13 protein-coding genes are annotated in these 12,518 nt (G+C 33.7%); 5 read left to right on the forward strand and 8 right to left on the reverse strand.

Annotated elements, in window-relative coordinates; genetic code table 11:
• Window positions 1-17 precede the first annotated feature (17 nt).
• Both H3T54_RS06910 and ppdD read right to left on the reverse strand, forming a co-directional pair.
• The gene (locus tag H3T54_RS06910; protein WP_198221681.1) at window positions 18-1,124 is read right to left on the reverse strand and encodes an ATPase, T2SS/T4P/T4SS family; all 1,107 of its coding nucleotides are present in this window, start codon (window positions 1,122-1,124) and stop codon (window positions 18-20) included.
• A 32-nt stretch (window positions 1,125-1,156) separates the two neighbouring features.
• Entirely contained in the window at window positions 1,157-1,588 is a 432-nt protein-coding gene (gene ppdD / locus H3T54_RS06915) for a prepilin peptidase-dependent pilin (protein WP_198221684.1), read from the reverse strand.
• Window positions 1,589-1,773: 185 nt separating this feature from the next.
• Here ppdD and ampD point away from each other — a divergent pair, with 185 nt between their 5' ends.
• Window positions 1,774-2,646 carry a 1,6-anhydro-N-acetylmuramyl-L-alanine amidase AmpD gene (gene ampD / locus H3T54_RS06920; protein ID WP_198221686.1) on the forward strand — a complete coding sequence of 291 codons (873 nt, stop codon included), beginning with the start codon at window positions 1,774-1,776 and terminating at the stop codon, window positions 2,644-2,646.
• 54 nt (window positions 2,647-2,700) lie between these two features.
• Here ampD and mltG read toward each other — a convergent pair whose 3' ends face one another.
• The 4 genes from mltG to H3T54_RS06940 form a co-directional block, all read right to left on the reverse strand.
• Window positions 2,701-3,720, reverse strand: a complete 1,020-nt coding sequence (mltG, locus tag H3T54_RS06925; RefSeq protein WP_198221688.1) for an endolytic transglycosylase MltG — start codon at window positions 3,718-3,720, stop codon at window positions 2,701-2,703.
• Window positions 3,721-3,723: 3 nt separating this feature from the next.
• On the reverse strand, window positions 3,724-4,809 hold the full coding sequence (alr, locus tag H3T54_RS06930; RefSeq protein ID WP_198221690.1) for an alanine racemase: 1,086 nt from the start codon (window positions 4,807-4,809) through the stop codon (window positions 3,724-3,726).
• A 214-nt stretch (window positions 4,810-5,023) separates the two neighbouring features.
• On the reverse strand, window positions 5,024-5,593 hold the full coding sequence (locus H3T54_RS06935; RefSeq protein ID WP_198221692.1) for a hypothetical protein: 570 nt from the start codon (window positions 5,591-5,593) through the stop codon (window positions 5,024-5,026).
• A gap of 364 nt (window positions 5,594-5,957) precedes the next feature.
• Entirely contained in the window at window positions 5,958-7,229 is a 1,272-nt protein-coding gene (locus tag H3T54_RS06940; RefSeq protein ID WP_198221694.1) for a hypothetical protein, read from the reverse strand.
• Window positions 7,230-7,409: 180 nt separating this feature from the next.
• On the opposite strand from H3T54_RS06940, the gene H3T54_RS11975 reads away from it, so the two are divergent.
• From H3T54_RS11975 to H3T54_RS06955, 4 genes are all read left to right on the forward strand, one after another.
• Complete coding sequence (locus H3T54_RS11975; RefSeq protein WP_255520629.1) at window positions 7,410-7,538, forward strand: hypothetical protein; 129 nt, start codon at window positions 7,410-7,412, stop codon at window positions 7,536-7,538.
• A gap of 320 nt (window positions 7,539-7,858) precedes the next feature.
• Complete coding sequence (locus H3T54_RS06945) at window positions 7,859-8,215, forward strand: ArsC family reductase (protein ID WP_110448168.1); 357 nt, start codon at window positions 7,859-7,861, stop codon at window positions 8,213-8,215.
• 13 nt (window positions 8,216-8,228) lie between these two features.
• A complete protein-coding gene (dapE, locus tag H3T54_RS06950; protein WP_198221696.1) occupies window positions 8,229-9,368 on the forward strand; it encodes a succinyl-diaminopimelate desuccinylase in 1,140 nt (379 codons plus the stop codon).
• A gap of 103 nt (window positions 9,369-9,471) precedes the next feature.
• On the forward strand, window positions 9,472-9,657 hold the full coding sequence (locus H3T54_RS06955) for a YpfN family protein (RefSeq protein WP_110448170.1): 186 nt from the start codon (window positions 9,472-9,474) through the stop codon (window positions 9,655-9,657).
• A 5-nt stretch (window positions 9,658-9,662) separates the two neighbouring features.
• Here H3T54_RS06955 and cysZ read toward each other — a convergent pair whose 3' ends face one another.
• Both cysZ and H3T54_RS06965 read right to left on the reverse strand, forming a co-directional pair.
• Window positions 9,663-10,475, reverse strand: coding sequence for a sulfate transporter CysZ (gene cysZ / locus H3T54_RS06960; protein WP_198222022.1), 813 nt, complete (start codon window positions 10,473-10,475; stop codon window positions 9,663-9,665).
• A gap of 108 nt (window positions 10,476-10,583) precedes the next feature.
• Entirely contained in the window at window positions 10,584-12,518 is a 1,935-nt protein-coding gene (locus tag H3T54_RS06965) for a tRNA(Met) cytidine acetyltransferase TmcA (protein ID WP_198221698.1), read from the reverse strand.

Consider the following 12,518-nt stretch of genomic DNA (forward strand, 5'->3'; position numbering starts at 1 on the left):
TATCTCCAAACTATCACTCAATTATTACCTAAAACACGATTTAATTCCGCCAGTGTAGTAATGCCTTGTCGAACAAGCTTATTACCTACTTGCCTAAGTGTTACCATATTTTTTGAAACAATCGGTTGGTTGGTTAAAATCTGCTGTTGTACTTGTGGTGTGATAATTAACAGTTCATATAAGCCTATCCGCCCTAAATAACCACCCACACATTTTTCACAGCCCATGGCGATAAAATGTGGTGAAGGTTCGTTATTTATCAATGTAAGCTCACTAGCTACCACTTTACAATATTGGCACAATTTACGAACTAATCGTTGAGCAATGACTAGTTTTAAACTGGATGATAACAGGTAATTTTTAATACCCATTTGATTTAAACGGATGATAGCCTCAATACTAGAATTAGTGTGTAGGGTTGATAACACTAAATGCCCAGTTTGCGCTGCTTGAATTGCAATCTCAGCTGTTTCAGGATCACGAATTTCACCAATCATCATCACATCAGGATCTTGACGCAAAAAGGCTCGTAATATCACAGAAAAACTTAAACCAGCCTTAAGATTAACTGCAGTTTGATTAATACCATCTAATGGAATTTCGATCGGATCTTCAACACTACAAATATTACATTTAGGTTTATTTAACCGTTTTAAAGCACTATATAACGTCATAGTTTTGCCACTGCCTGTCGGCCCTGTTACCAAAATCAAGCCTTGCGGATAATCCAATATTTGCTTGAAGGTTAATAGATCTTCCCCTGTTAATCCTAAATCATCGATACTCAGTTCGGAGTCATGATTATCCATAACTCGTAATACAATCTTTTCACCATTGAGGACAGGCAAAGTAGCTATACGCATTGCATAATTATTGATCACTAGTTGACCATCTTGCGGAAGCCGTTGTTGAGCAATATTTAAATTGGCCATAATCTTTAGTCTAGCTGCAATCTGTTTAGCTAACATTAACGACGGTGTTAGCATATTTTGCAAAACGCCATCAATTCTCATGCGAATTCGATAATAATGTTGATAAGGCTCAAAATGAATATCAGATGCCCGCTTATCCAATGCTGAAAGCAATAATTTGTCGAGGCTTTCGACGAGATTCTCTTCTTGCATAGCGGTTATCCTATTAGCAATATTAATCACAATTAAAATTTAAAAATATCTTCACAAGCTGTAGTTAAAGTTGGATCTGGTGGATTGGTTTGACATGTTCTTGACCAATCTAAATTACCTAATTTAGCATTTAAAATAGGTGTTAAAGTTACTGTTAAACTTGATAAAGCGCTTTTACCTACTAAAGTTATCACCCCATTAGAGACATTAATTGACGTCACATAATTGGTCGTTCTCGTCGTTGGTACACCGTTATTACCACTGCTACATTTGCTTAAAGCGCCTTGCTCTATAGTGCAAATTTCAATTGCTGTTTTATATGCAGTCATTGATTGCAGCATATCGGTTAAGGCTGCTTTTTTTATATAACCTTGATAAGCAGGTAAACCGATAGCAGTTAAAATTGCTATCACGACAATAGCGATCATTAATTCAAATAGAGTAAATCCAGATTGGCATTGCATAATAGCCTCACAAATCAAATAATTGTTTGATAGTGTGACTTTATAGCTAATTCAAAAAATGAAATAATATACAGAGAGAATTTTAGAACTTGAAATACAAAATGATCACCACAATCATCATGGTGGTAATCAAAATTGTGAAACAGATCGAAATATAGAGCAAATCTAAATGTATCGGAGCTATTATGCCTTTAAAAATTGTTGATGGTTGGATTAAAAATATTAAGCAAATAAAATCGCCTTATTATAATGACCGTCCAGAAGATCAACCCATCTCATTACTGGTTATTCATAATATTAGCCTACCACCTAAGCAATATGGCGGTCCTTATGTTGAACAACTCTTTACAGGTAAATTAGACCCAAACGCTCACCCCTATTTTGCTGAAATTTATCAATTACAGGTATCAAGCCATTTGTTTATAAGACGTGATGGTGAAATTATTCAATTTGTCCCTTTTGATAAACGGGCTTGGCATGCAGGCAAATCTATTTTTGCAGGCAAGGAAAATTGTAATGATTTCTCAATTGGTATTGAAATGGAAGGTTGCGATACTGAAAACTTTACCGAAATACAATATCAACAACTAGCCATAGTAACCAAATTACTACAACAAACCTATCCAATTAAACATATTACTGGCCATAGTGATATTGCCCCAACAAGGAAAACAGATCCAGGACCTTATTTTGATTGGCAGTATTATCGATCACTAATTAATCATCATAAACAAATAGATTTAATGACTACTCAATTAAGATTGATTAGAGATGAATTACAAAGATTGACACTTTGGCAACCTTCGCCACCAGTAGCAGAGGCGTTCTTGAGTGAACAACCATTTGCGCTTGATACCATGCAACCTTATGAATGGTTACAGTGGATATTTATCCCTCGAATGCAAGCGTTAATTGATGCTAATGCTGAATTACCAAAATTTGCCCTTCATCCTTATTTTGAAGAAGCATTTAAACAGCAAGAAATAGATGTTAATGACTTATTAGCATTGATAAAACAACTTGATGAATTATCAACTAACCAAAGAGTGAGTGATTGAGGGTATTTTAGCTAAAAAAACAGCCACAAAAATGTGGCTGTAGTATAAAATAAATTAATTATTATTCATAAGTCGGCGATATTCATTCACTGCTTGTTGATGATTACTATAGGTGCTACTGAACGTATGCCCACCGGTTCCATTAGCAACAAAAAACAGATATTTGGTTTTTGCCGGATGAGCTGCCGCTTCAAGCGATGCCAAACTAGGCATAGCAATCGGTGTCGGTGGCAAGCCTTCAATTACATAGGTATTATAAGGATTATTAGTATCAGTCAAATCAATACGCCTAATCGTTCCTGTATAATTCTCACCCAAACCGTAAATAATGGTTGGATCCGTTTGTAACTTCATATTAGCTTTTAAGCGGTTAACAAAAACAGAGGCAACGTTTGCTCGTTCTGAACTGATTCCAGTCTCTTTTTCAATAATTGAAGCAATAATCAACAATTCATAAGGGGATTTATAAGGTAGATCACTATCACGATTGTCCCATACTTTTTGTAGATTCGTCTTCATAGTTAAATATGCACGTTTCAAAATATTGATATCAAGACTATCAGCTGTATATTGATAAGTATCAGGTGATAACCAACCTTCTAATGGGCCATCAATGCCTAACAACTTGGCAATTTCATCATGAGACTTACCCGTTAATGTTTGCTGAATATAAGGCGTGTTACTAAGCACATTTAACCAATCTTTTGCTCGCTTTCCTTCAACAAATTGCACATAAAAACTACTTTCTTTACCAGAGACAAGTAATTTTAAAAACTCTTCAACTGTCATATGAGGATGCAATTGATAAGTACCAGCTTTAATAGAGCTTAACGAAGGATCGAGTTTATATAAATACGGGAGCAAGTAAGCTTGTTGCATCAAATTACTACTCTTTACTTGCTCAACTAATTGATGTAATGAGGTTCCTTTTTTTAATACAAACATTTGATTATCCGTAGTGATATTCATATGTTGTTGAGAAAATTGCTGTAAAAAATAGTAACCAATACCTAATGAACCACCACCAATTAAAACTAACGCCAGAAACGTGTATACAAATAATTTTTTAATCATAACTTAATCTTTATAACGAATTTTTGCGCGAGCTGTTAAGCGCGTTAATAACTCATAAGCACTAATCCCTGTGTGCTTGGCAATTTGTTCAACGGGTAACTCTTTGCCCCAAAAAATAACTTCATCACCTGGTTTGTCTTGGCTATTTTGACCTAAATCTACCACAATCATATCCATTGAGACACGACCGACAATAGGTACAGTTCGCCCGTTAACACTTACCGGTGTATTTGCTGGAATACCACGAGGATACCCATCACCATATCCCATTGCCACAACCCCTAAAATGGTATCACTTTTACTAGTCCAGGTTTGTCCATAACCAACTGATTGTCCTTTCAGGTGTTTACGAACCGTGATTAATTCCGATTTAAGTGTCATAGCAGGTTCAAGATCTATTACTTGCTCAGTAAAAGGTGAAACTCCATATAAAGCAATACCAAGTCGAATCATATTACGATGAGAATTAGGCCAAGCGAGTATACCACCTGATGCTGCTATTGATTGCTGGCTACCCACTAAATTCGCATCAAGAGAATGAATAAACTCATCAAATAAAGCCATTTGTTTACTGGTTTGTGTTGAACTTAATTCATCAGCACTACTAAAATGGCTAATAATATTGATTGGTTGACGAATAACATTACAGTTGGCTAATCGATTAAATTCTGTTACAGCCTCATCAAGATGAAAGCCTAAGCGATGCATACCTGTATCAATTTTGAACCAAGCTGTGATTTCATTTGCAAACGGAATGGTATTTAATGCATCAATTTGCCAACTAGAATGAATGACTGGTTGTAGATTGAAATCCAGTAAATCATTAATATCATCGTGAGGAAAAAAGCCTTCTAAAAGTACAATGGAACTGCGAATACCGGATTGACGTAACGCTATCGCTTCAGAAATACGTGCAACGCCAAAACAGTCAACCCTATCCTCAACTAACTTAGCTACATCTTCCATACCGTGACCATAAGCATTTGCTTTGACTACAGCCATTAATGTGCTATCGGGAGATTTTTCCCTAAAAAATTCAATATTATGTATAATCGATTTACAATTCACTTCTACAACAGCAATAGACATTTTATAAAACCTAACATATAAATGAAGCTTCTATTGTAAAATTTGTTACCAATAATCACAATTAAAAAATCGGTAATTTACAAGATTTTGTTTGAATAAATTGAATGATAATAAAAAATTGATTTCGTGATAATAATAAGTAATATATTGTTAAATATTGATAATTTTCAACCCAAAAATCTTTATCCCGCAAAATTTTGATAAAAGTTATAAACTAATTTTTTTGTAATTGTTGTTTGATACTTTCTATAAAATTTTCCATGATAATTGGCAAACAATTTCCTCTTTGCCATTTGTGTAAAAATTTCAATTGTTGTTGGGTTAGCTGAATATTATAAAATATAGGGCTTGCCAAACTATCATTCATCGCGCTAGTTAACTGTCGCTGTAATATTTTTTCTTGTTTTTTTAGAGAATTTCCATCATGATTAACATTTTTCTTGTTAATATTTTTTATATATTTTGAATCTGAATCTAAACTTAATATCTGCTCAAACCAATCTTGATAATTAGATAATTCAAAATTTCCCTTTAATTCATAACCCCACTCTGTTTTAACTGCATGGGGTAATCTCTGCTTAATTTGCATTTTAGGGAATGCACAAAAAACTATCTGTTGATTATTAAGTTTTTTAACCATATTGGTTATAACTTTTAATTCTTGATGATAATATTGACTTAAAATATACGCTGATTGATTATAGGCTCTAAAAAAGATACCTTCTTCAATTAAACTTAAATAATTATGTCGTTGGGATATAATTAATTTTTCTTCTATAAACATGTCTGTTTTTTACTCAAATTTTTCGGCGGTGTATCGCTATGCGCTACTTCGCCGGTACTAAAAATTACTGTTCGCGGGCGCTTTGCGCTTGCGAACAGAATTCATTAAACATATTATTTTTAATAAATAAATTTATTTTATATGTTTTTTAATGGTTAATATTTCAAACATAACTTTTTTCAATTTATATTTTTATTACCAATATTTATCACCATACTTCGATGCTTCAAATAAAAAACTATTTAACACAACCTATCATATTAGAACTTTTACCAATTACTTAAATAATAATTCCATTCATATTCTTGTATTATCTCAATATCCAATTTCATCAAATTAATGAACTCTAAGATCTTTCAGCAAATCAACCTTTACAAATAACATAATGTGCATTTGTATCAACTCCAACTCCGACGTCGCCAAGATATAAACCTATCCTAAAATGAGCTGAGTTATCTCCAGAAAGAGCCCCCCAATATTCTGAAGTCCAATATAATTGATCTGCCCAATTTGATTGAGGATAATTTTTTGGGCTTATTGGTCCCCATTCACCTAATATTGTACCATCAATGGCTCGAGTAAATGCATTATATTCATATAACCAATTTTGTGGGGCTTGATTTCTAGGTGAATTGGTAAATTCTTTTCGAGTTAGCAATCTACAATAGTTAGACGCATTGGTCCAATTATATGACCAATTATAAGGTATAACCCAATTACTTCTTGGATCAAAACTATAGTCAAGTTTAATTGAAGTGTTTTTCTTATATGTTGCTCTAACCGTAACTTTTCCCAATGGTTTATCTTTTAATGTAATAAAACCCATTGCATCAATTGAAACATTATTTCCAGGATTAGCCACTATACTATAACTATAATCACGCTGCGCTCCGCTCATAAGTAACTGAAATTTTGCACCGGGAAATCCACTAGTTGGAAATAATTTTCCAGTTAAAGTGTTAGTGACCTTATATCCATAATCAGGTACATAATCACTAGTATATCCTCCACCATTTCTTACATGAGGTTTAGAATCTTTTTTTATATTCCACCAATTCTTATTGCTATCAAAACTAAAATCATTATCTTGGTTATTGGTTAACCATTGCATTTCTGGTGATATAATAGTTGAGTTAGGTTTGGCATAACAAATTTGCGGTTTTGCAGCAATTTGGTATACTTTCTTTATTGTCACGAAATCACTTTCTCGTGGTATTCCATATTGTGAAATGGCTTGTGCTTGATTGCTTATCTCTAATCTTAACGGCATTGGATAACCACTTCCACAACCAATTATCTTATTTTTATCTTTATCGGGTATTTTAACCCCATTCGCATCAAACCATTGCCAATAAGTTGTTGTCATCAAAAACGGTTGAATAGGATCGATATTATCTCCATCTACATCTTGATAATTCTTTTGATTGTCTAATGATTGATAACTAAATAGCTTTACAACAAAATGATTAAACGTTAAATTGCCATCAAACTCTTTTATTTCGCCTTCTCTTATATTGCCTGTTGATTCACTATAAAATACACCATTTACTGTAAAACCATGTTTATCTGCAGCTATTTTAGCATTAACCAATTCGGGAGCATTACCTCGGATAATATTAGTTGTATGTGCCGACAAAGCATATGCTTGACTAAGGGGTAGTGAGATAAAATACATTGAAAAAATAAGCAAACACCTAGCGATTTGCGACAATGAATTGAATAATCTTACAAAGAAGTAATCAATTAAATTAAGAAGTAATCGGAAAGAAATAACGCTTAATGCGTGTATTTTGGGTACTAATCTAAATGGAAAATTATGGCTGGCTGGCTGGCTGGCTGGCTGGCTGGCTGGCTGGCTGGCTGGCTGGCTGGCTGGCTGGCCTCTAAACAACTGTATTTTAACATATTTTCAATCCTTTGTAATATATCTTTTTGTTTTATTTAAAAAACAAAATAATAACTTTAAAATTATAAAGAAGTTCCCTTAATTTGGCAAACACTGTCTAAGTACATTTTGTTAAGATATGTAAGTTGAAAATGGCAATACTACATCTAGTCGATTAAAGAAAAAGTTTTAAATTAAATGAAAACATCTTCAAAAAGATAAAAAATTGGCAATTATTCGTCCATAAAAACCCCTTTCCTCAACTTTTTTGATTAAAAAGTTAACCGTTTTTAAATTAAACTCTCGCGTCTCTTGTTTGCTGTCTTTTGTGATTAACTGTTATAATCGATTTTTACTATTTCTTATTTGGGAATAAAGCTATGTATATTATTTATGGCATTAAAAATTGTAATACCATGAAAAAAGCATTTACTTGGCTTGATGAGCATCAAATTAATTATCAATTTCATAATTATAAAACTGATGGTTTATCAGCAGAACTATTAAACGATTTATTAAAATTAGTTGATTGGCAAAGTTTACTAAATACTCGAGGTACAACTTGGCGTAAACTGGATGAAGCACTGCGCGATCAAATTGATAATCAAGATGCTGCAATTAAAATTATGTTAGCCAACCCATCAATTTTAAAACGACCATTGCTTATTGATGGTAAACAAGCATTATTAGGCTTTTCTGAAGAAAGCTATTCACAATTTGTTAAACCTCAACAATAAAATAGAGATCACCATGACAGAACCCGTAATTGCCCTAACAAAGGCATTGATTGCTGAAAAATCAATAAGCCCTGATGACAAAAATTGCCAACAGATAATTATCGATCGTTTAAAACCACTCGGTTTTGTTATTGAAGAAGTCAATATCGGCAATACCAAAAACCTCTGGGCCTATCATGGTGACTCAACAGGAAAAACCTTGATGTTTGCCGGTCATACTGATGTTGTACCGGCTGGAGATGAAAGTAAATGGAACTGCCCTCCTTTTGAGCCAACTATTGATAAAAATGGCATATTGTATGGTCGAGGAGCTGCAGATATGAAAAGTGGTGTAGCTGCTATGGTTTGTGCTGCTGAATCATTTGTCAAAAAATACCCTGAACATGCTGGACGAGTCGCTTTCTTAATTACTTCAGACGAAGAAGCTGATGCCCGCGATGGTACTGTTAAAGTAGTTGATTTATTGATAAAACGCCAAGAACATATTGACTATTGTATTGTCGGTGAACCATCAAGTGATAATGTGTTCGGCGATCAAATTAAAAATGGTCGACGAGGCTCTTTAACGGCAAATTTAGTCGTGCATGGTATTCAAGGCCATGTTGCTTATCCTCACCTTGCAGATAATCCTGTACATAGATTTGCACCAGCACTAAATGAGTTAGTCGCAACAGTGTGGGATAATGGTAATCAATATTTCCCTCAAACCACTATGCAAGTGGCTAACATTAATGGTGGAACTGGTGCTGAAAATGTCGTACCTGGTGAGTTATCCGTTCAATTCAACTTCCGTTATAGTAGTGAATTGACCGATGAAATGATTAAATCTAAAGTCGATACTATTTTACAAAAACACAACTTAAATTATACCTTAAATTGGCGATTGTCTGGACAACCATTCTTAACTCCTCAAGGTGAACTGACCGACGCTACAGCTAGTGCCATCAAAGCATTTACACAGATTGATACCAAACTATCAACCAGTGGCGGCACATCTGACGGCCGTTTTATTGCTAAATTGGGATGTCAAGTCATTGAATTTGGAGTAATTAACAAAACCATTCATAAAGTAAATGAAAATGTTAATTGCCAAGATATCATTACATTACAAGCTATTTATATCGATATTTTAGAAAAATTGTTACTTGCTTAAATATTTGCTCAGTTAATTGATATTTGTGTGTTGTGTGAACCTGAATGACAATACACACATATTAGCTAAATAGTAGCAAACCTATAATGCTAAGGAGATAGTAATGGAGTGGCTTAAAGATTACTGGTGGCTAATTATTATCGTGTTGATTGGAATTTTTATTAATACCATTAAAGCGCTAAATAAACTGAGTTATAAGGACTATTTAGAAAAAAAGAAAGGGATAAAACCTATCCCTTATAGTGATGATGAAGATGACGACTGGCCATCTCAACCTAAGCAAAACTAGTTTATCTATTGTCGAAAATCATGACTTTGACTAGTAAAGATAGCTTGGTGACGATAACGATCTACCCACATTGCTGTCGCACCACAAACCGCAATGGGCATAATAATTAAATTTAATAATGGCACCATGGTAAAAAAACTAATTAAAATGCCAAATAACAAATTATCCCCTCGATGTTGTTTTAATAATTGGCGCATACGCACAAAAGATACCTTATGATTATCAAATGCATAATCAGCATATTGAATATTGATCTGCCAAGCAGTAAATAAAAACCAAACTATTGGGGTAACTGATTGGCCTATGACCGGAATAAAATAACTCAGTAAAATCGGAATCGCCCACAACAAATAATTAGCTAACTTTTGTAGTTCCCGTTTTAAAATTCGAGGCAGATCTTTAATCAAACTGATCCATGAAGTATCTGGTGCCGGAATTCCAGTTAATTGTGCTTCAACCTGCTCAGCCAGCAAGCCATTGAAAGGGGCAGCAATAATATTAGTGATAGTACTAAAAAAATAACAAAATAAGATCACCAAGGTTAAAATCACAATAAAACTGATAATATAACCTAACCAATGTAGCCAACTAGGTAAAAATGATAAACCCCAGTCGACCATGCCGGTAATTGAGACAAAGAACCAGTAAAAAAGTGCCGACATAATAATGATATTAGCAAGTAACGGTAAGAAAACAAACTTTTTTAGGCCAGAGCTAAATGCTAATGTCCATCCTTCAAGAAAATATTCAATACCGCTTTTCGGTTTTCGATTTTGGTTAGGATTCGAATATTGATGATGCGATGGTTGTTCTAACATAGGTATTGTCAAAATTTATTCCTTTTACTTTAATTTGGCGATATTTTAAACGTAGATTAAATTAGACAGCAATACACTTTACGCTTTTTTAGTATTAAATTATTTGCTTTAGACACAGTTAGGTTGGTTATTTTTAAACCAAGATTTAACTTCATGTTTAATTGACTTAATTAATTGATTACGACCGGTTAATTGATATTGTTTTATTAATTCTGATTCGCTAATCTTTTGTTTCACTAATGCTTTAAGTAGTGGCATTGGTGTTTTACTATGGTTAACATTTGCATTAGCCAAACGGCACAATGAAGCATAACAAGCTTCAAACGGTCGATGATAATCACAAAATCCTTGTAAAACTTGATAATCATCTAAAGATAAGTTTTGTTGATCATTGATTGTTAACAATTGATTAAACGGCAAATCGATAATATTCGCAAGCCAATAGGCATTACGTTGTAAACACTGTACTAAATGTTGTGTTAGCAGATGACCTTGCTGAGTAATTGGCTTTATTGCCATCATAGAATAACTACCAGAATTCGCTTGTTTATGGCTAGCAATGTGTACCAATACAAATCCACAAGCAAGCCAAAACCGATAATTTGCTTCACTATAAGCAAAACTAACCGAAATAAAATCATTATTATTTATGGATGCATGTTGATAAATATGTTGTACTAAATGTTTAGCTATCTTTTGACGTCGATAAGGTTCAATAACCGCAATACGGTTAATTCTAACCGACTTAAGTTTAGCTGCCAGTTTATCACCAGCATGAGCTACCAGTGATTGTGCAACCAAATTACCTTTAGGTCGGCGAGTACCTCGCCATACTTCATCAATTAGCTTATTTGGCAAATTTCCTTCATTAATTGTTACTGCTGCTGCAATAAGTTGTTCGGTATGATTGACTTGCCACACCGATAAATTTTCTGCATCAAATAACCTTCTTAAATCAACCAATGTTGTTTGATAATGCGCCATTTTCAATAAATAAAAAATTGATTTTAGCGCATCAATATCTTGCCTTTCAGTGATAGAATAGCTAATTGTATGTTCATCAATTTCCGATTTTATATCGCTAGTTGATACGCCATTGAGTAACAATTTATCAGTTAACCGTTCTAAATCATCGTTATCTTGCCAACGGATTGGTTTATCTAAATAAAATCGCCTAGTGGATTGTGTTTTTAATAACTTTAGTAAAAAACCTTGCCCAGTACCTTCATAACCTTCTACTGTGGTGGTCAGTAAAATTTTGCTTTGTTTAGACAATGCTAATTGCAATATTTTTTCTAGCATTGGTAATGGTATCATGGCAGCTTCATCAATAATTAACCAGTCAGGAAATTGATGTTCATTCATGACCATTAATTGATCAGGTGCGTAGAATGATATATCAGCCTCAGCAAACTGGAAAAAAGTAACTAATGCATTTTTATTAGGTGCTGTTACCCAACATCTCCGATGATGAGTAAATAGCCCTGCCAATGCTGATTTACCTCGGCCTCGTTTAGCTATTAATATATTTAGTGAACTATCACTTTGCAATAATTGTGTTAGCGCTATTTGCTGTTGAGTTACATCGCTATCTTGATTTTCCAAGGATTGGATAATTGGCATATCAACATGTGCAAATTCCAGCAATGTTTGCTGTAAATGACGAATAAAATTAGGTACCATAATTGGAGTAGTTGATTCATTCCAACGTAAACTATCTTGATCAAGCCAATTAGAATAACTTTCAGGTAGAAGTAAAATAAGAACACTATTTTTAATTAAGGTACCAGCTAACATAGCAAAAGCATCAAGATTAAAACCGTCAGTGGCATCAAAAATAGCATGCTTAAACTCTTGTCCAAGTAAAGATTTAGCATGTTTTGGATTAATATAATGGTGAATGGCATCTGGTAAATCAGTCTGCGTAGTAACCGTTACCCAATCACCAGAAAACTGATTAATTATAGCGTTAATTTGATTAAATAATTGGGTACGACAACCTTGTAACACCCATAGTTTTCTGGTGCTAGTAGGATTAATCAT

Source organism: Gilliamella sp. B14384G10 (assembly GCF_016101685.1).
Lineage (GTDB): Bacteria > Pseudomonadota > Gammaproteobacteria > Enterobacterales > Orbaceae > Gilliamella > Gilliamella apis_A.